General features: G+C 60.7%; 19 protein-coding genes. 8 read left to right on the top strand and 11 right to left on the bottom strand.

Annotated elements, in window-relative coordinates; translation table 11 throughout:
- Positions 1–6 precede the first annotated feature (6 nt).
- Complete coding sequence (msuE, locus tag BT125_RS21545) at positions 7–570, bottom strand: FMN reductase (protein WP_072410113.1); 564 nt, start codon at positions 568–570, stop codon at positions 7–9.
- A 377-nt stretch (positions 571–947) separates the two neighbouring features.
- On the opposite strand from msuE, the gene BT125_RS21540 reads away from it, so the two are divergent.
- Complete coding sequence (locus BT125_RS21540; protein ID WP_072410111.1) at positions 948–2,192, top strand: acyl-CoA dehydrogenase family protein; 1,245 nt, start codon at positions 948–950, stop codon at positions 2,190–2,192.
- A 317-nt stretch (positions 2,193–2,509) separates the two neighbouring features.
- Here BT125_RS21540 and BT125_RS21530 read toward each other — a convergent pair whose 3' ends face one another.
- Positions 2,510–2,875, bottom strand: coding sequence for an avidin-fold protein (locus tag BT125_RS21530; protein WP_072410108.1), 366 nt, complete (start codon positions 2,873–2,875; stop codon positions 2,510–2,512).
- 201 nt (positions 2,876–3,076) lie between these two features.
- Between BT125_RS21530 and BT125_RS21525 the strand changes: the two genes are divergently transcribed.
- Positions 3,077–3,802, top strand: coding sequence for a CPBP family intramembrane glutamic endopeptidase (locus BT125_RS21525; protein WP_072410106.1), 726 nt, complete (start codon positions 3,077–3,079; stop codon positions 3,800–3,802).
- A 34-nt stretch (positions 3,803–3,836) separates the two neighbouring features.
- On the opposite strand, the gene BT125_RS21520 is transcribed toward BT125_RS21525, so the two are convergent.
- Positions 3,837–4,463: a hypothetical protein gene (locus tag BT125_RS21520; protein ID WP_072410104.1), complete on the bottom strand. Its 627-nt coding sequence runs from the start codon at positions 4,461–4,463 to the stop codon at positions 3,837–3,839.
- Positions 4,464–4,575: 112 nt separating this feature from the next.
- Here BT125_RS21520 and BT125_RS21515 point away from each other — a divergent pair, with 112 nt between their 5' ends.
- Positions 4,576–4,947 carry a hypothetical protein gene (locus BT125_RS21515; protein WP_072410102.1) on the top strand — a complete coding sequence of 124 codons (372 nt, stop codon included), beginning with the start codon at positions 4,576–4,578 and terminating at the stop codon, positions 4,945–4,947.
- Between the two features lie 155 nt (positions 4,948–5,102).
- Here the strand turns inward: BT125_RS21515 and BT125_RS21510 are convergent, their stop codons facing one another.
- From BT125_RS21510 to BT125_RS21495, 4 genes are all read right to left on the bottom strand, one after another.
- Positions 5,103–5,798: a tRNA (adenine(22)-N(1))-methyltransferase gene (locus BT125_RS21510; protein ID WP_072410100.1), complete on the bottom strand. Its 696-nt coding sequence runs from the start codon at positions 5,796–5,798 to the stop codon at positions 5,103–5,105.
- A 15-nt stretch (positions 5,799–5,813) separates the two neighbouring features.
- A complete protein-coding gene (locus BT125_RS21505; protein WP_072410098.1) occupies positions 5,814–6,740 on the bottom strand; it encodes a Gfo/Idh/MocA family protein in 927 nt (308 codons plus the stop codon).
- A 117-nt stretch (positions 6,741–6,857) separates the two neighbouring features.
- Positions 6,858–7,652, bottom strand: a complete 795-nt coding sequence (locus BT125_RS21500; protein WP_072410096.1) for a DeoR/GlpR family DNA-binding transcription regulator — start codon at positions 7,650–7,652, stop codon at positions 6,858–6,860.
- A gap of 112 nt (positions 7,653–7,764) precedes the next feature.
- On the bottom strand, positions 7,765–8,772 hold the full coding sequence (locus tag BT125_RS21495; protein WP_072410094.1) for an aldo/keto reductase: 1,008 nt from the start codon (positions 8,770–8,772) through the stop codon (positions 7,765–7,767).
- A 92-nt stretch (positions 8,773–8,864) separates the two neighbouring features.
- Between BT125_RS21495 and BT125_RS21490 the strand changes: the two genes are divergently transcribed.
- Positions 8,865–9,767: a LysR family transcriptional regulator gene (locus tag BT125_RS21490; protein ID WP_072410092.1), complete on the top strand. Its 903-nt coding sequence runs from the start codon at positions 8,865–8,867 to the stop codon at positions 9,765–9,767.
- Positions 9,768–9,913: 146 nt separating this feature from the next.
- Here BT125_RS21490 and BT125_RS21485 read toward each other — a convergent pair whose 3' ends face one another.
- Positions 9,914–10,666 carry an SDR family oxidoreductase gene (locus BT125_RS21485; protein WP_072410090.1) on the bottom strand — a complete coding sequence of 251 codons (753 nt, stop codon included), beginning with the start codon at positions 10,664–10,666 and terminating at the stop codon, positions 9,914–9,916.
- Between the two features lie 127 nt (positions 10,667–10,793).
- Here BT125_RS21485 and BT125_RS21480 point away from each other — a divergent pair, with 127 nt between their 5' ends.
- Positions 10,794–11,702 (top strand): LysR family transcriptional regulator, encoded by a 909-nt coding sequence (locus BT125_RS21480; RefSeq protein ID WP_072410088.1) that lies wholly within the window; start codon positions 10,794–10,796, stop codon positions 11,700–11,702.
- Between the two features lie 181 nt (positions 11,703–11,883).
- Here the strand turns inward: BT125_RS21480 and BT125_RS21475 are convergent, their stop codons facing one another.
- Positions 11,884–12,225 carry a YajG family lipoprotein gene (locus tag BT125_RS21475; protein WP_072410086.1) on the bottom strand — a complete coding sequence of 114 codons (342 nt, stop codon included), beginning with the start codon at positions 12,223–12,225 and terminating at the stop codon, positions 11,884–11,886.
- Between the two features lie 150 nt (positions 12,226–12,375).
- On the opposite strand from BT125_RS21475, the gene BT125_RS21470 reads away from it, so the two are divergent.
- Positions 12,376–12,615 (top strand): hypothetical protein, encoded by a 240-nt coding sequence (locus BT125_RS21470; protein WP_072410084.1) that lies wholly within the window; start codon positions 12,376–12,378, stop codon positions 12,613–12,615.
- Between the two features lie 30 nt (positions 12,616–12,645).
- Here BT125_RS21470 and BT125_RS21465 read toward each other — a convergent pair whose 3' ends face one another.
- Entirely contained in the window at positions 12,646–13,581 is a 936-nt protein-coding gene (locus BT125_RS21465; RefSeq protein ID WP_072410082.1) for a hypothetical protein, read from the bottom strand.
- A 161-nt stretch (positions 13,582–13,742) separates the two neighbouring features.
- Positions 13,743–14,930, bottom strand: a complete 1,188-nt coding sequence (locus BT125_RS21460; RefSeq protein ID WP_072410080.1) for a XylR family transcriptional regulator — start codon at positions 14,928–14,930, stop codon at positions 13,743–13,745.
- Between the two features lie 155 nt (positions 14,931–15,085).
- Between BT125_RS21460 and xylA the strand changes: the two genes are divergently transcribed.
- Together xylA and xylF are read left to right on the top strand one after the other, a co-directional pair.
- Positions 15,086–16,402, top strand: a complete 1,317-nt coding sequence (gene xylA, locus BT125_RS21455; RefSeq protein WP_072410078.1) for a xylose isomerase — start codon at positions 15,086–15,088, stop codon at positions 16,400–16,402.
- A 205-nt stretch (positions 16,403–16,607) separates the two neighbouring features.
- Positions 16,608–17,609 (top strand): D-xylose ABC transporter substrate-binding protein, encoded by a 1,002-nt coding sequence (xylF, locus tag BT125_RS21450; RefSeq protein ID WP_072410076.1) that lies wholly within the window; start codon positions 16,608–16,610, stop codon positions 17,607–17,609.
- The last annotated feature ends 122 nt before the right edge of the window (positions 17,610–17,731 follow it).

The raw sequence follows: 17,731 nt of genomic DNA, 5'->3' as shown, positions 1-17,731 counted from the left end.
AATGGATCAGGCAGCACTGGCGTCACGCCGGGCGCCCGGGACCAGGCTCAGCAACGCCGATTCGACGGCGCGCTCGATACGCTCCAGCACCTGCGCACTGGAGATCCGGTATTGGCTGAAATCGGTTTCGCTGGCATAGACCCCCACTGGCAGGCTGAGGGCCTGGAAGAAGCCGAACAGGGGTCGCAACTGGTGATCGATCATCAAGGCATGGCGATCCGAGCCACCTGTCGCGGCCAACAGCACCGGTACGTTCTTGAGGGCTTCGTGATGAACAAAATCGAACAGGTGCTTGAACAGGCCGGTGTACGAGGCTCGGTACACTGGGCTGGCGGCGATCAGCAGATCGGCCGATTCAATGGCGTGCAGATCCTCCTGCACGGCAGCCGGCAACGCCTCGCGACGCAACACCCCGGCGAACAGTGGACCGACCTTGGCCAATTCGATCAAGCGCACCTCGATCGGCAGCTGCTGCCCGAGCCGGTCCACCAACGCCTGGAGCAGTGCCAGGGTGCGTGACGGGTGCTGCACGCTGCCTGACACCGCCACCACTTTGAATTGCTTGCTCATCGCTTACCCCATGCCTGGAGACGCCACCTCAGCGTCTGCACAAGGTGTAGAGCAGCAACCGTGCCAGTCGAATATTTCCTTATTAATCAATTAATTACATGACACTCTCAATCACTGCACTGTCGCCCGACGGACAAGCTGTTGGTCCACTGTTGCCTGGCGAACACCAGGCATGTCGACGTCCGTCGCGGCAACTGTTGCCCGGCACACAGTTGCGCAACAGATTGACCGCGGCCAGGACAGCCCTTGCGCTGATGAACGCCGTATGGACCCCGCATTTACGGGCGTTGGGCCTCGGGCATGGACTGTGCAATGGCCTTTGGCACCGGCAGATTTTTCCGCTGCCCGCCGACTCGCCCCCCAGAAGGAATATCAACATGACCGCACAGCAACACCACCTGCCGCCGATCCTTTCCACGGGCACCGACTATGAGCTCCTGGCCGAACGCTTCCGACCGATCTTTGCGCGCATCCAGGCCGGCGCCCTGGAGCGTGAGCAAACGCGCAGCCTGCCCTTTGAACAGGTGAAATGGCTGAAGGAAGCCGGCTTTGGCGCCGTCCGCGTACCGGTCGAATATGGCGGTGCCGGGGCTTCGTTGCCGCAACTGCTGCAATTGCTGATCGAACTGGCTGAAGCCGACTCCAACCTGCCCCAGGCCTTGCGCGGGCACTTCGCATTCGTCGAGGACCGCCTCAACGCCCACGCCAGTAGCCCACAGGACACCTGGTTCAAGCGCTTTGTCGAGGGTGAGTTGGTGGGCAATGCCTGGACGGAAGTCGGCGCGGTGAAAATCGGCGAAGTCGTCACCCGGGTTTCCCGCCAGGGTGATCAGTGGGTCGTCAACGGCACCAAGTACTACAGCACCGGCAGTATCTTCGCCGACTGGATCGACGTGTATGCCCAGCGCGACGACAACGGCGCCGACGTGATTGCCGCCGTCCGCGTGCACCAGCCGGGCGTCAAGCAAAGCGACGACTGGGACGGCTTCGGCCAACGCACCACCGGCAGCGGGACGTCGCTGTTCGAGAATGCGTTGGTCGAGGCGGAAAATCTCATCGACTTCTCTACCCGCTTCAAATACCAGACCGCGTTTTATCAACTGGTGCTGCTGGCCGTGCTGACCGGCGCTGGCCGCGCTGCGGTTCATGACATCACCGAGCAAGTGCGCAAACGCACGCGGGTCTTCAGCACCGGCAATGCCAGCGAAGTGAGCCAGGACGTGCAAGTGCAGCAAGTGATCGGCAAGGCATCGGCCCAGGTCTACGCCGCCGAAGCCACCACCCTGCGCGCCGCGAGCGCCTCCCAACGCGCTTACGAAAGTCGCTTCAGCCAGGACGCCGAGATCGAGCACACCGCCAACATCGCCGCCGAACTGGAGTCGGCCCAGGCCCAGGTGGTGATTTCCGACCTGGTGTTGCGCGCCACCAGCGACCTGTTCAATGCCCTCGGAGCTTCGGCCACCAGCACCAGCAAGGCCCTCGACCGCCACTGGCGCAATGCCCGCACCGCTGCCTCGCATAATCCGTTGATCTACAAGGAGCGCATCATCGGTGATTGGGAAATCAACGGTACGGAACCGCCGTATGTCTGGCAGATTGGCGGGGGCTCGAAGCAGCTTTGAGCAGGCTTGCTCGCGATAGCGGCGGTTCAGCTACATGGATGTTGGGCTGGCTGGCCTCATCGCGAGCAAGCTCGCCCACATTGGATCTTCAGCGGACACAATATCCGCGTGCACCCGGAATCCTTCTGTGGGAGCGGGCTTGCTCGCGAAGAGGCCAGCACATTCAACATCTTCATTGACTGTGACGCCGCCTTCGCGAGCAAGCCCGCTCCCACAGGGGTTCTGGGTTGAACATGGGTTTCGTGTCCACTGGAGATCGCGTGTGGGAGCGAGCTTGCTCGCGATGGCGGTGGTGCAGTTGCATGGATGCCTGTTCCTTACACCACACGTTCGACGTAGTGGGATTCCCCACCTCCAGTCGCCCCCGATAACCAACCCCACACGAAACTCAACGTCGTACGCCCTGCTTGATCAACACTCACCGTCCCACGAGACCAGCCGGAAAGAATCTCACCCTCCGTAGTCAAGCATTGGAAGAGAAGCTCAATGGTATCGGGGCCCGTTACACGTCCGACTTGATTGCCCAGGCGAATCCGGCCGCCTTGGTAAGTACTCGAAATGGCGCCGTCCTCGACGTGGTAATGAAATACCGTGCCTGCGCCAGAGAGTCCTTGGGCGTTGTCCGCCACCGTAAACCGGCGATTGTGCAAACGCTCGCTGATTGAAGAAGAGAGAGTTTCCATAAATGTCGCGTCCTCTAGTCGAGATATTCCATTGCGGCCGTCGATGCCCCTGAATCATTTTTGTCGTCACTGGTAAAGCCCCCCGGGTAAGTACCGAGTCGCAGGGCTAACTGCCTACCTCTCCACAAAGCCAAGAGGAACTCATCCCAGACGATCAAAACACTGGCATCATTCCTTTTTCCTTGCACTCATGGAGTGACTGTGACGAATCTAAGTGCCGCCCCTGAGTTTGTACCCGCCTCCACTTTATCGCCCTACCGCTTCTTTCCCCGGCTCGGGATGTTGGTGCTGGCCACTCTGGTCGTCTTCCTGGCCGCGATACCCGAGGTCCTTTTCGTACCCGCGGACATGCAGGCCTATCTGATGTTCACGACCACCTCGGGGCTCACCGCGCTTGTCCTCCTCGGCCTCTTCGCCCTGCAATACCGTGCCGATTCGCGCATGCAGTGGCGCGGTCATGCCATTGGCAAACCCCTGCGGTGGGGGGCGATCGGCATTGTCGGGACCTACCTGCTTTTCGGGGTCGCCGTCTTCGTGTTCGGGTTGCCCCGTGAGGTGTTCATGGCCGAGCTTCTGGACGGGCTCAACCGTTGGCAGGCCACGATCAAGATTGCCTCGCTGATCGTGCTGCCGCCCATCGCCGAAGAGCTGTTCTTCCGCCATTACATGCTCCGGCTGTTTCCCTACGAAAACAGCCGTGCCTGGACATGGATCGCGATCATCGTAACGTCGGCCGTCTTCGCCGGCATGCACATCCAATACGGAAATTGGATGACGATCGTGCTGATCTTCGCCTGTGGAGGCGTGTTCGCCGTCGCCAGGGTGGTCAGCGGTGGGCTGCTGGTGCCGGTGCTCCTGCATTCGCTGACCGAGATTGTCGCACTGAGCGCTGACCAGTCTTTCTCGCTGATGGGGCTTTACGGTTGAGCCAGCGGTGCCAGGCCTGCGGCCCTCCATGGCTTCACGGCGCCTGAACCTCGACGGGTGGCAGAAGGAACTCGCCCATCTGCGGGTAGTGCATGGTCAGGACCGCCCACCTCAGGCCCTCCACGCCTGATACGGTGCCGGATGCCTTGGACGAATGCTCGACGTAGCCGGCATACTCCTCGACGTAGTGGAGATGTTTTTCCCAGCGCGCCTGATCAAAGTTCACGCCAAAGATGATGACACTGCCCGTTGCCACCTTTTCCACCTGGGCTTTCAAGCGGGTCATGTACCAATAGTCCTTGGCCGCGCTTTCAAACATCTTGCCCTGGTTGGCATTGGCGAAAGGTGCCTTGAGTTCAATGAAGTGAAAGCGCTTTTCATCCTGGTCGCGAACCCATAAATCGCATTGCTTGGAAGCAATATCCATCTGCGACCAACGCTGATCGAGCGCCACTTTGTACTCGACGCCAACATCTGCCAGCTCGCGGTCGGGGCCACGAAGCCCACGGGCCTGGATCAGCCAGAAATAAAACTCGAACTTCAGCCAGCCCTCGAAACCGTTGGCCAGGGCGCTGATGGATGACGGCAGGTACTTGCGGTCCCCTTCCCACGATTGCATGAATTCGCAGAATGCTGACGCGACGTTTTGGATGCCGGGCATGGGTTACTTCCTTGTATGGCCTAAAGACTGAAGGCATAGTGCCACCGCTTTGCTAACGGCTACAATGCCAAGCTACGATTCGCAAACGTCAGCACCTCAAACAAGAGCAATAATGAAAATTCACGCAACCTGCCTCGGACTGTTTGCCCTGACACTCCCATGGGAATCCCTTCAGGCCTCGACGTGGCAGATCTGCCAGATGGACCTGCGTATCGTCGAGGTCCTGAAACAGCCCTACCCGCAACTTCAGGCGCAGATCGTGAAAGTCAGGCCGAAATCCGCCTCGGTGGAGTGTCCCGCGCAAGACTCACTGTTGACCTTCACCCCGGAAACCCCGGACTACCAGGCCACGCTCCCCCGCCGACAATGGCCCGGCAAAGGACAGTCGGTACGGGTGGACTACCGCTACCTGGATGGTGTCTGTAAAGGCGACGGTCACTCGTATGCGTGTCGTATCAAGCACTACCCTCTTATGGGTCGGTAGTCGGGCAACCGGAGAGGGCGGCATTTTTCTCGAACCCGTGAAGTCCCTGAAGGCCTTATCGCGAGCACGCTCGCTCCCACCAAAGAGACTTGCGCAACTCCCTGTGGGAGCGAGCTTGCTCGCGATGACGTCGGCACATCCAACCTCGATGCAACTCAAGCCAACAGCGCACTGATCCACCGGACCTGCCGGGCAATGTCTTGCAGCTTCTCTTCGGGCACGGCTTGCCGCGCCTTGGCAAAGCTGGCGAGGGTCTTTTGTTTCTGGCGCAGCAGGCGTTGCCACTTGGCCAGGAAGGTCGGGGTTCGCGCTTGCATCTGCAGCGGGCCGAAGTACAGCTCCTCGGCAGTGTACGTCAGTGGCCCGGCGCGCTCGGCGACGATGATCTCGTAGTAGAAGCGGTTTTCCCGCAGTACTTCCTCGCAAAGGATGCGGTAGTCGTTTTCCATCAGCCATAGGCGCAGCGGTTGTTCGCCGCCGTTGGGTTGCAGAATCAGCCGCTCGTGCCCATTCAGCCGTGCTTTGCCGCTGTCCAGGATGTCGCGGATCGTCTCACCGCCCATGCCGCAGAGGCTGATCGCCGTGATCCCGTCTTCCGGCTCGATTGCTGCCAGGCCATTGGCCAGGCGCACGCTGATCCGCTGTTCCAGACCATTCTCGCCCACGGTGCGTTCGGCGGCGCGCAACGGCGTCCACGCCACCTCGCCGGCCACCGCCGTCGCAATGACGCCACGGCGCAGCAAGGCCACCGGCAGGTAAGCGTGATCCGAGCCGATATCGGCCAGATGCGCACCCGCCGGCATATGCGCCGCCACGCGTTCCAGGCGCATGGACAATGTCTGTTCGTTCAACTGCTGTTTCCTGGGTTAATCGTAGAACGGCTCGACCGCCGTCCGACTGCCGACAAAGAAGCTGTCCGCGACCAACCGCAGTGGCTGCAGGTCCATGTCGCTGGCCTTGTCGTTGATCAGTTGCTGAAAATGTCGATACACCGCGGCGTACTCGCCCTCCTCGGAGACGGCCTGGCGCACGCCGTCGATGCTCAACAGCGCACCGCCGTTGTCCAGGCGCAGGACACCTTCGGCGCAGCGAATCTCGATGCTCCAGAGCTCGTCATGGCCATGGTCGAAATCGAATTCCGCCCGGATATCGAGGTGGCGCGCGTCGGCCATCTTGATGCTTGCGGCAATCGGCGACTGGCAGTTGTCCGGCACACGCAACTCGGCGGCCTCCACGAACAACGGCAGTGCCAACAGATGAGTCGCAATCGACAACGCGTTGATGCCGGGATCGAAGACCCCCAGTCCGCCGGGTTGCCAGATCCACGCCTGGCCGGGGTGCCACTTGCGCACGTCTTCTTTCCAATCGATCTGCACGCTGTGCAAGGTGCGACTGGCCAGCCAGTCACGGGCGGCTGCGATACCTGGGGCGTAACGGGAATGCCAGGCGAACAGGCCGCTGACGCCTTGCTCGCGAACCTGCTCCACCAAGGCCATGGCTTCACCCAACGTGGCGCACGGCGGCTTTTCCACCAGAACGTGTTTACCGGCCGCCAGCGCCTGTTGCACCAGGGCGAATCGACCTTGCGGCGGTGTGCAAAACGCAATCGCATCGACGTGCGGGCCGTTTTCGAGCAGCTCGCCCAGGGATCGGAAGTTCTCTACCCCGGGGCAGGGCTGCCCCTGCGTGGCGACCGCCATCAGTTGGAACGCGGGGTTGGCGAGGATGGCTGGAACGTGTTGATCCTGGGCAATCTTGCCGTAGCCCACCAGGCCGAGACGAATCGGTTGCATCGATGACTCCTGATTTTTGTACTTGTGATCGGCCAGCAAACTAGACGCAAATCGCCTGGCGGACAATGGGGGCCGCACAGTATCTACCCGATTGCCCTGCCCTGCGCCGCAATGGCATCAGCTACGCCGCTGCTCATGGACACTTGTCACGACGTTGGTCACCCGGCCGTAGAAGGGCTCCAGCCGCTCACGTGGCGCATCGTGCTCCACCACCAGGGCGGCGACCTCCTCACAAGAAACCACCTGATAATGAGCAACGCTGGACAGCTTTTCATTGGTCACCGCGGTAATCACTTGCCCACTCGCCGCCACCACTGCGCGCTTGAACTCGGCGTCCTCCAGGCCGAATGCCGTGACCCCATTGTCTGGATCGATGGCGCAGGCACCGAGAAAACACACGTCAAAACTGAACTGGCGCAGTTGCTCCACCGCCGTCAGCCCGATCACACCACCGGCGATTGGATTCAAGCGTCCCCCCAGGAGAATGACTTCGGCACGGGGCAGCTTCATCAGTTGAACCGCAATCAACGGCGAATTGGTGGAGAGGGTCAACTGAAGGCTCGGATCGATGGCGCCAGCAATCGCCAGGTTGGTCGACCCGGCATCGATGAACACGTGCTGGCCCGCTCGCAGCAAGGCAGCGGCCGCCTGGCCGAGGCTGCCCTTGCGTACCGGGTCTTTACGCACGCGTACATCCAGCGACCCTTCGGCAGCCGGCACAAGTATTGCGCCGCCATAAACACGCTTGCATAACCCCGCCGCTGCCAATACCCCCAGGTCACGCCGGATCGAGTGTTCGGACACATTGAATTCGCTGGCCAGGTCAGCCGCGATCACCCGGCCATACCGGGCGAGACGCTGGCTGATCAATTGCTGGCGTTCGCCGGGGAACGCTTCGTGGGGAGAAGTCATGAGATACAACCTGCATAAACGAGCATTAATGATCATCAACGAGCAGATAGTGCCGGTTATGCAGCGAAGCGTCAAACCCGCTCATTCCAGCGAGCGTCTGCACGATAATTGCTCAAGCGCTCCCTGGGACATTCGTGCCCATGCCCACTGGCAGGAAGGGTCGGATTTCTTCGATCTCCTCGGCGCTGAGGCGCAGCCGCGCGCCGGCAATCAGCCCATCGACCTGCCCGCGGCGACGGGCCCCGACGATGGCACCGGTCACCACCGGCTTGCGCAGCACCCAGGCGATAGCGACTGCCGCCGCACTTACCCCGTGCCGTGCGCCGATACCGGCCAAGACCTCGACCAGCGCCAGGTTCGCGCTCAAGCGAGGCTCCTGGAAGTCCGCGCTTCGCGCCTTGCGCCAATCGTCGTCGGGCAACTGGGCGATGCGTTCGCGCGTCATGCTGCCGGAAAGCAGCCCCGATTGAAGGGTGGAATAGGCCAAGACCCCCATTCCCGCCTGCTCGCAAAAGGGCAGGACGTCTTCCTCAATGTCCCGCATCAAGGCAGAGTAAGGCGGCTGGAGTGAAACGATCTCGGTTACCGCCTGGGCCCGCTTGAGTTGCGCGACATCGAAATTGGAGACGCCGACAGCGCGAATTTTCCCCTGTTCGCGGGCAGTGGCCAACGCCGAAAGCGCCTTCTCGAGCCCTTCGCTGCTGCCGTCGGCAGGAAAGGCCGGCCAGTGAATCTGATAAAGGTCGATGGTTTCGACTTGCAGTCGGCGCAAGCTTGCCTCGACCTCGGCGAGCAACGATCGAGGCGCCAGCGAGTGTGAGATCGCCTTGGTGACCGGGTCCCAGACCAGACTGCCCTTGGTGAACACCAACGGCCGCTGCGAAATTGGCAGCCGACGCAACAGCTGCCCGACCAGTTGCTCGGCATGGCCCAAACCATAAACCGCCGCCGTATCGATCCAGTTCACCCCGCATTCAACGGCATATTCAAGAGCTCCGAGGCTGTCCTCGTCGTCCTGCGCGCCCCAGCTGTACTCCCAGCCGGTGCCAGCAATGGCCCACGTTCCGAGGCCAATGGGCGAAATCAGCAAGTCCGATGATCCAAGACGATTCTTTTGCATAGCGAGTTCTCCACAGATGATGTGGGCAGTATCCGCGAGGGATCTCATGACGATAAGATAGGTAATCGTATTTGAACTACTGAACCGTATTCATGAGTCAGCACCCCGATCTTTCTGAACTAGATGCCTTTGCCGCCGTCGCGCGCCATCGCAGCTTTCGCAAGGCTGCCGACGAGCGTGGCGTTTCGGCCTCGGCATTGAGCCACGCCATGCGAGCCCTGGAAGCACGCCTGGGTGTGAGGCTGCTCAACCGCACCACGCGCAGCGTTACCCCGACCGAGGCCGGCCACCAGCTATTGGCGACGCTGGCCCCTACCCTGCAGCAGGTTGCCCAAGCCTTGGCACAATTGACCTCGCTGCAGGACGTGCCCGCCGGCAAGCTTCGCCTCAATGTGGCGCGTCCGGCGGCGCGTGCGGTATTCGCGAAAGTGCTCGCCCCGTTCGTGGCCAGGTATCCACGCATTCAACTGGATCTGGTCACCGATGATGGCTTGACCGATATCGTCAACGGCGGCTTTGACGCCGGCGTGCGCTTTGGCGAAAGCCTGGCCGGCGACATGATCGCCGTCCCTGTCGGCCCCCCGCAATCGTTCGTGACCGTAGCCGCACCAACCTACCTGGCCACGAAGGGAATCGCCCAGGCTCCACGGGACTTGCTCGAGCATGCCTGCATCGCCCGGCGTTTTCCCAGCGGCAAACTCTACGCTTGGGAGTATCAGGCAGAGGGACAACCGATCCGGTTGTCCGTCACCGGCCCGCTCATTCTTGAAGACGATGTGCTGATGATCCAGGCGGCGAAAGATGGCGCCGGGATTGCCTACGTCTACGAGGAGCTGGCACGTGACGACATCCGCAATGGGCATCTCACGGAACTGCTTGCGCAATGGAAAGCGCCGCCAAGCCGGTTTTTTCTCTATTACCCCAGCCGACGCCATGTGCCACCGGCCCTGAAAGCGCTCATCGAGTTCATCCAGGTGGACGATTGGCTAACCTGAGGAAACAGCGGCAGAAGTTTCCCCTGTACCGCTGTTTGCACAGTCCGGATTGGACTCGTTTGTCGCTAAGTGCTGAGGCGGGCGTTCAGTACCTGATTAACTCAGCCCAGGCGATGTTGCATTGGCGCAATGTTTGAGCTGCGCGCTTAGCCATTCAGCAGGCGGCCGCCGTCAAGGACGATTTCAGAGCCGACCGTCCAGCGCGACTCGTCGGATGCCAGATACAGCACTGCTTTGGCCACCTCGTCGCAGGTACCGAAGCGCCCAAGCGGAATGGTTGCCGCGATCTCTTTGTTAAGCTGCTCGCGATAAGCTTCCGGAATACCGAGCTTGTCGTAAAGCGGAGTCTCGACGGGGCCAGGGCTCACTGCGTTGACACGGATGCCACGGCCCAGCAATTCGGTCGAGAGCGTCTTCGACATGTTCAGCAATGCGGCCTTCGTTGCGGCATACACGGACGAGCGATCTGCGCCTGCATGCGCGCTTACGGAAGTAGTCAACACTACGGAAGCAGGATTTGCGAAGACCGGCAACAGCGCCTGCATCAGGAAGTACGGCCCTTTGACGTTGATGTCGAAAGAACGGTCGAACATATCTTCCGTCCATTCCTCAATGGGCAGCCAGACGGATACGCCGGCATTGAGGAAGGCAACGTCGAGTTGGCCGTAGTGTTCCTTGATGACTTGTGCCAGCTCCTTTTGTGCTGCAACGCTGGCCGAATCGGCGCGCAGCACCGGCACTTCCGGGCCCAATTCGGCCTGGGCCTTTGCAATCGAATCGGGGTTGACACCCGTTACGATCACGCGAGCACCCTCCGCCAGGAACTGCTTTGCCGTTTCCAGCCCGATGCCACTGGTGCCGCCAGTGATGAGCGTACGTTTACCTTGCAAGCGCGACATTTGAATTCTCCGGTGAATGACGACCACCGCGGTCGACGTGGAGAAATATGCGCTTATGCCCCGTAGCTGATAAGACTGCCTATTCGTATATGATTCATGCAAATCAGGCATGAATCGAGGTGGAGAAGTGGACCGATTTCTTTTGATGACATGCTTCGCGCGTGCTGTAGAAACGGGGAGCTTTTCGGCGGCAGGACGCGATCTAGGGCTGGGGCAACCCAATGTCAGCCGCTATGTAGCGGCTCTGGAGGATCATTTGCAGACGCGCTTGCTCCACCGGTCTACGCGCAAGCTATCCTTGACGCCGGAGGGCGAACGCTACTATGCGGACATCCGGCGCATCCTGGATGCGGTGGATGAATCCGAGTCGTCCTTCAGGAACAACGTCGAGCCATCGGGACTCTTGCGCGTAGCCTGTCCGACAGCGCTCGCACACGCGTTTGTGCTGCCCCATGTGCCGGCCTTTTTGGAACGCTACCCTCAATTGAACTTGGATCTCCAACTCAATGATCGATACGTAGACCTGGTCAATGAAGGCACTGAACTCGCCATTCGCATAGGACATCTGGAGGACAGCACCTTGCGCGCCCGGCGTCTTGGTTGGTACGACCGGGTCTTCGTCGCCAGCAAGGACTACTTGGCTAAACGCGGAGTTCCGCAGATCCCGGATGATCTACGCGACCACGATTGCATCATCTACACCTTACTGTCGTCCGGAGCGACCTGGCGATTCCGGGACGCGGACATTCCGATTGCCGGCAGGCTCAGGGTCAACTCGCCCGATGCTGTGAGTGCGGCGGTCGTGGCAGGCCTGGGTGTGGCGCATGGACCTGCGTGGCTGTTTGAGGATGGGCTGAACAGCGGGAGATTACAGTTCATTCTCACCGACCATTCGGCTCCCCCTGTCCCCGTGCAGATGGTTTATGTCGCCAATAGACTGCTCCCCACCCGCGCTATCGTGTTCATGGATTTTATGGCTGAGGTGTTTTCAAAGATTCCAGCCTTGAACGGCAGCACCCCTGTGCCGACTCTATAAGACAAGACGACAAAACGTGCCCCCTGACGCTCTTGCCTAAGGCTGCGCTGACCGGGCCGAAATACCGGCTGGAGTCATCGTCAAACAAAAAAAAGCCCCGCGACCGAGGACGGTGCGGGGCAAGGGAATTGGTTGGTTGCGGCCAACCAAAGGAGCACGGTGAAGAATGTTTACGGGCCGGTCAGATGCATTCCTGTGCGGCGCGTTCGAAACTCGAAGGCAGAAGGTTGGAGGCCAATAAGTGCCGCTCGTAGATGAATACCTTGCCGCCGTTGCCGGCCTTGTAGGCTTCCAGCACGTTGTCCGCCGACACTTTGCTCGGCACCACGATGTGGTAGCTGCGCTGGGTCTGCGAGACCACCGGGTTCAAGGCATTGCCCTGCAGCTTCGGTACGACGCATTCGGCGTATTGGGCCGGCGTCTTGCTGGTCTGCAAGGTCAGGGTCGGATCGTTCGGTGCCGAGGCACAACCGGCCAGCAACCATGGGGAAAACGCCAGGGGAAGCAAAAATAAACGGCGCATGGGTTGGGGTCCTGAAAATAAAATACGGGCTGCGTGTTCGATGGCGCTGATTTTCCAACGATTGCCGGCAAAGCAGAACTTGCATTTCGTAATGGTCACTATTACTGCTAGCAATAGTTGCAAGCCGAGAAAGATTGATGAGGCCTATCCATGAGAACGTTTGATCTGATTCGCGACACGGTATTGCCCGACTTCCGTGAGCGGGTGGCTGACTACCTGATCCAGTACGAAAGCGTGCTGTTGAACCACACAGAACCCGACCCTGAGCTCAAGCGGGCCACGGCCAACCAACTGCGCGGTTATCTGCGCGGATTGAATACCACTCGGGTATTGGGCATGGCGGATTGGGAGGAGCTGGATCGGCGGGTGGTGGACACGTGGCTTCAGTGACAGGCCGGACTTGAGGGGAATGTGTTCGACTCATGGTGGTGAGGGAGATCGCTCCCGCTGGGTTGGGCTGCGATCTGGTGCCGGCTGCGGCCCGATACTGGCTTGGGCCCTGTCCACCAGCCGTTGCACCCAGGCGGCGTCCTGGTCATTGACCACGCCATAGCGGTTCGGCGGTAAAAACTTCCAGTGATGGGCGGCCTCCTCCAGACGCTTGAGTTCATCGGCAGACATCCAGTACGGCGTCTCCACCAATGGCATCGGCGCACCGTCGAAACGCCGGCCCAACTGCAGGTTCGTGCCGGGGGCGAAGGCAATCGCCAGTTGCTGCCGGGGTTGCAACAGCTTGTCCGGTGCCGGCATTTGCCCTACCCGTGCGTAGCTGAAGTTGCCCGGATATTGCTCCTTGAGCACCAGCCAATGCCCCGTTGCGGTCCGGGCCAGGATCCATTGCGACACACCGCTGTCTTGCACGCATTGCAGCTTGCCGTCGGTCCATTGCATGAGGGTGTTGCAGTCCGGGTCATAGTCGTTGGACCACAGGCTGATGCCGCTGATGAGGGTGTGGCGTTCGAGTTCGACCAGACCTTGATCGGGCATCGATTGCCAATAACGCTTGGTCGGGTCGCGCTTATCGCGCACGTAGTTATGCAGGACCCAGGCAGCCATGAACAGCAAGGTGACGAGCACGAGCCAGCCAAGGGAATCCCCCACGATTCGGTCAAGGTCGACGCCTGGGGCGGATAACCCCTGATAGACCAACAGCCCCAGCAAAAACGCGATGCCCGGTAACACCGGGCCCAGGCACAACGGCGGCACCAGCACCATGATCCAGCTGAAGCGATGCATGGTCGCACGCTCACGCGCCCAGGCCTGCTCCTGCGCCAGCATCGGCGCCCGCTCCCGTGGGCCGATGTCAGGATCGGGCGTCTGGAAACGCATGTACAGGGTGTAGGTGTCATCGTTCATGGATCGTCTCTGGTTGGGGCGCGCGGTAGGAGCTGTCGAGCGGAGCGAGGCTGCGATCTTTTCCCAGCCACTTGAGTCTCAAGCGAAAGATCAAAAGATCGCAGGCTTCGCCAGCGCCTACAGAGCCCAGCGGGAGCAAGCTCCCTCGCTTCGGTGGTGGGTCAGTGAGTTCCAGCATTGGCCCCCTGCTGATACTCCCGAGGCGTGCAGCCGAATTCGCGGCGAAACACCGTGTGCAGGTATTGCGCCGATTTGAAGCCGCAATTCTGGGCGATGTCGGCAATCGGTGCGTCGGTGTTTTCCAGCCCGTTGGCGGCGGCGGTCAGTTTGAAGCGCAGGATTTCATCGTGAACGCTGCAGCCCCGTTCCTTGCGAAAATGCGCTTCCAGCGATGAGCGCGAAATCCCTACATAAGCCGCCACCTGGGCAGTCTTGATGCCCTGGCAGGCGTATTGGCGGATGAAGAGCAGTGCCTGCATGACATAAGGGTTGCCCAACGGTTGATGCAGGCTCGACACCTGCACATTGATGGCATCCGGTGGGATCAGAATCTGCGTGCCCGTGGACGGCATGCCGTGCAGCATTTGGTGGAGCAGGCGTGCGGCGGTCCGACCCATGGTCTCGGTGCCCTGAATCACCGAGCTCAACGGCACCCGCGTCAGGCTGCGGGTCAGCGGGTCGTTGTCGATGCCGATCAACGCCACTTGCTCCGGCACGGCGATCCCGGCGGTCAGGCAGGCTTGCAGCAGTTGCCGGGCGCGGGCGTCGCTGACGGCGATGATGCCGATGGGCTTGGGCAGGCTTTGCAGCCAGGCGATCTGCTGTTCGACGGCGCTGTCCCAGAGCGGTGCGCTGGTGCCCATGCCGCGATAGACCTCGGCCTGCAGGCCGTCGCGCTGCACCAGCCGGCGAAAGGCTTTCTCCCGTTCCTGGGCCCAGCGATTGGCTTGTGCTTCAGGCAGACTGAAACAGGCGAAACGGGTCAGCCCGGCCTCGATCAGGTGCTCGTAGGCCAACCTCATCAACGCGTCATTGTCGGTGGCGACATAGGGGATGCCCTTCGGGTAGGCGCGTTCATCCTGATAGGAACCGCCCACCGCCACCACCGGCAGCTTGATCCCGGCCAGCGCCTCGCCGATCAGCGGGTCGTCGAAGTCGGCAATGATCCCGTCGCCCTGCCAGCGCTCGATGCCTTTCAAGCGGCAGAGAAAATCCTCCTCGAGAAACAAGTCCCAGGACGCACGCGTGCTGCTCAAGTAATTGCCGATACCGCTGATGATGCCGCGGTCGTAGATCTTGCTGCCGTTGAACAACAGCGCGATGCGGTGAACGGGCGGGACGGTTTTCATTGGTTTAACCCTGTGCCGGTTGACACAGACTAGGCGCGCGGCCGGCGAATCTCAATACTCAAAATCGAACTGCCCGTTGGTGATTTTCATAATCAGCAGCCACGGGGCCGGCGTTAGTATCGAAACACCGCCAAGAATAAAAAGGAAACCCGCACATGCCTTACTTCCCCGGTGTCGACAAGATTCGCTACGAGGGCCCCGCCAGCGATTCGCCGCTTGCCTTCCGTCACTACGACGCCAACAAACTGGTGCTTGGCAAACCCATGCGCGAACACCTGCGCATGGCGGTCTGCTACTGGCATACCTTCGTCTGGCCGGGGTCGGATGTGTTCGGTGCCGGCACGTTCAAGCGCCCGTGGCAGCACCCCGGGGATCCGATGGAAGTGGCCATCGGCAAGGCCGAAGCGGCCTTCGAGTTCTTTTCCAAGCTGGGCATCGACTATTACTGCTTCCACGACACCGATGTCGCCCCGGAGGGTAGCTCGCTCAAGGAGTACCGCAACCACTTCGCCCAGATGATCGACCACCTGGAACGCCATCAGGAGCAGACCGGGATCAAGTTGCTGTGGGGCACCGCCAACTGCTTCAGCAACCCGCGCTTTGCCGCAGGCGCCGCCAGCAACCCCGATCCGGAAGTGTTCGCCTGCGCCGCCGCCCAAGTGTTCAGCGCCATGAACGCCACCCAACGCCTCAAAGGTTCCAACTACGTATTGTGGGGCGGTCGCGAAGGCTACGAAACCCTGCTCAATACCGATTTGAAACACGAGCGCGAGCAACTGGGCCGGTTCATGCGCATGGTGGTGGAGCACAAGCACAAGATCGGCTTCAAAGGCGACCTGCTGATCGAACCCAAGCCCCAGGAGCCGACCAAGCACCAGTACGATTACGACAGCGCCACGGTGTTCGGCTTCCTGCAGCAGTTCGGCCTGGAAAACGAGATCAAGGTCAACATCGAAGCCAACCACGCCACCCTCGCCGGGCACAGCTTCCACCACGAGATCGCCACAGCCGTCTCCCTGGGGATCTTCGGCAGCATCGACGCCAACCGCGGCGATCCGCAAAACGGCTGGGACACCGACCAGTTCCCCAACAGCGTCGAAGAAATGACCCTGGCCACCTACGAAATCCTCAAGGCTGGCGGGTTCGGCAATGGCGGGTTCAACTTCGATTCCAAGGTCCGGCGCCAGAGCTTGGACGAGATCGACCTGTTCCACGGCCATGTCGCCGCCATGGACGTCCTCGCCCTCGCCCTGGAGCGCGCGGCAGCCATGGTACAGAACGATCAGTTGCAACAGTTCAAGGACCAGCGCTACGCCGGCTGGCAGCAACCGTTTGGCAAGGCGGTGCTGGCCGGCGACTTCAGCCTGGAATCGCTGGCCGAGCACGCCTTTACCAACGAGCTCAATCCCCAGGCGGTCAGCGGTCGCCAGGAAATGCTCGAGAACGTGGTCAATCGGTTTATCTACCCCTGACAAATGTGGCGAGGGGATTTATCCCCGCTGGGCTGCGAAGCAGCCCGCCGGAAGAACAATCTGATTTGTCTGCCCAACCAAAGAGGCCGTTACATTCTCGCGACAAATCTGTGCCCACGGCGCCTCGCAACGCTCTACAGTTCTACCCGGTATCACGCTCATCGTCAGGCAGTGTCTTTCAAACAACAATAAAAGGACGCACTACATGAAAACATTCAAACGTACCCTGCTCGCCGGCGCCCTCGCCCTGCTCTCGCTTCCGGTCATGGCCGATGCGGCCCATCCGAAAATCGGTTTCTCCATCGATGACCTGCGCCTGGAGCGCTGGTCGCGGGACCGTGACTATTTCGTCGCGGCGGCGGAAAAACTCGACGCCAAGGTCTTCGTCCAGTCCGCCGATGCCAACGAGCAGAAGCAGATCTCGCAGATTGAAAACCTGATCTCCCGTGGCGTCGATGTAATCGTCATCGTGCCGTTCAACGCCACCGTGCTGACCAACGCCGTCGCCGAAGCCAAGAAGGCCGGGATCAAGGTCGTGTCCTACGATCGACTGATCCTCAATGCCGATATCGACGCCTACATTTCCTTCGATAACGAAAAGGTCGGCGAGATGCAGGCCAGTGGCGTGCTGAAAGCCGCGCCCAAGGGTAATTATTTCCTGCTCGGTGGCGCGCCCACGGACAACAACGCCAAGGTCTTGCGCGAAGGCCAGATGAAGGTGCTGCAACCGGCCATCGACAAGGGTGATATCAAAATTGTCGGCCAGCAGTGGGTGAAGGAATGGAACCCCACCGAAGCCTTGAGCATCGTGGAAAACGCCCTGACCCGGAACAACAACAAGATTGATGGCATCGTCGCCTCCAACGACGCCACCGCCGGCGGCGCCATCCAGGCCCTGGCCGCACAGAAACTGGCCGGCAAGGTGCCGATCTCGGGCCAGGATGCCGACCTCGCGGCGGTCAAGCGCGTGATCGATGGCACCCAGACCATGACCGTCTACAAGCCGCTGAAACTGATCGCTTCCGAAGCCGCCAAGCTTTCGGTGCAACTGGCGCGTAACGAGAAACCGGCCTTCAGCTCGCAATATGACAATGGCAGCAAGAAAGTCGACACCATCCTGCTCACCCCCACGCCGTTGACCAAGGACAACATCGACCTGCTGGAAAAGGACGGGTTCTATACCAAGGCGCAGATCGCCGGGCAGTGACCTGGGTGCAGATCCTGGGTTAGGCAAAGTCCCTGTGGGAGCGAGCTCGCTCGCGATGGCGGCAACACATCCAATATGGGTGCAAGCCGGACCACCGCTATCGCGAGCAAGCTCGCTCCCGC

Source organism: Pseudomonas sp. NFACC04-2, assembly GCF_900119265.1.
In the GTDB taxonomy this organism is placed as follows: Bacteria; Pseudomonadota; Gammaproteobacteria; order Pseudomonadales; family Pseudomonadaceae; genus Aquipseudomonas; species Aquipseudomonas fluorescens_AA.
The sequence above is the reverse complement of the archived record's forward strand: the minus strand, read 5'-3'. Positions and strand labels throughout refer to the sequence as shown.

What these genes read in the sequence shown, in the direction of transcription:
- msuE (WP_072410113.1), bottom strand. Translation starts at nt 570, where the DNA reads ATGAGCAAGCAATTCAAAGTGGTGGCGGTGTCAGGCAGCGTGCAGCAC.
- BT125_RS21540 (WP_072410111.1), top strand. Translation starts at nt 948, where the DNA reads ATGACCGCACAGCAACACCACCTGCCGCCGATCCTTTCCACGGGCACC.
- BT125_RS21530 (WP_072410108.1), bottom strand. Translation starts at nt 2,875, where the DNA reads ATGGAAACTCTCTCTTCTTCAATCAGCGAGCGTTTGCACAATCGCCGG.
- BT125_RS21520 (WP_072410104.1), bottom strand. Translation starts at nt 4,463, where the DNA reads ATGCCCGGCATCCAAAACGTCGCGTCAGCATTCTGCGAATTCATGCAA.
- BT125_RS21515 (WP_072410102.1), top strand. Translation starts at nt 4,576, where the DNA reads ATGAAAATTCACGCAACCTGCCTCGGACTGTTTGCCCTGACACTCCCA.
- BT125_RS21505 (WP_072410098.1), bottom strand. Translation starts at nt 6,740, where the DNA reads ATGCAACCGATTCGTCTCGGCCTGGTGGGCTACGGCAAGATTGCCCAG.
- BT125_RS21500 (WP_072410096.1), bottom strand. Translation starts at nt 7,652, where the DNA reads ATGACTTCTCCCCACGAAGCGTTCCCCGGCGAACGCCAGCAATTGATC.
- BT125_RS21495 (WP_072410094.1), bottom strand. Translation starts at nt 8,772, where the DNA reads ATGCAAAAGAATCGTCTTGGATCATCGGACTTGCTGATTTCGCCCATT.
- BT125_RS21490 (WP_072410092.1), top strand. Translation starts at nt 8,865, where the DNA reads ATGAGTCAGCACCCCGATCTTTCTGAACTAGATGCCTTTGCCGCCGTC.
- BT125_RS21485 (WP_072410090.1), bottom strand. Translation starts at nt 10,666, where the DNA reads ATGTCGCGCTTGCAAGGTAAACGTACGCTCATCACTGGCGGCACCAGT.
- BT125_RS21475 (WP_072410086.1), bottom strand. Translation starts at nt 12,225, where the DNA reads ATGCGCCGTTTATTTTTGCTTCCCCTGGCGTTTTCCCCATGGTTGCTG.
- BT125_RS21470 (WP_072410084.1), top strand. Translation starts at nt 12,376, where the DNA reads ATGAGAACGTTTGATCTGATTCGCGACACGGTATTGCCCGACTTCCGT.
- BT125_RS21465 (WP_072410082.1), bottom strand. Translation starts at nt 13,581, where the DNA reads ATGAACGATGACACCTACACCCTGTACATGCGTTTCCAGACGCCCGAT.
- BT125_RS21460 (WP_072410080.1), bottom strand. Translation starts at nt 14,930, where the DNA reads ATGAAAACCGTCCCGCCCGTTCACCGCATCGCGCTGTTGTTCAACGGC.
- xylA (WP_072410078.1), top strand. Translation starts at nt 15,086, where the DNA reads ATGCCTTACTTCCCCGGTGTCGACAAGATTCGCTACGAGGGCCCCGCC.
- xylF (WP_072410076.1), top strand. Translation starts at nt 16,608, where the DNA reads ATGAAAACATTCAAACGTACCCTGCTCGCCGGCGCCCTCGCCCTGCTC.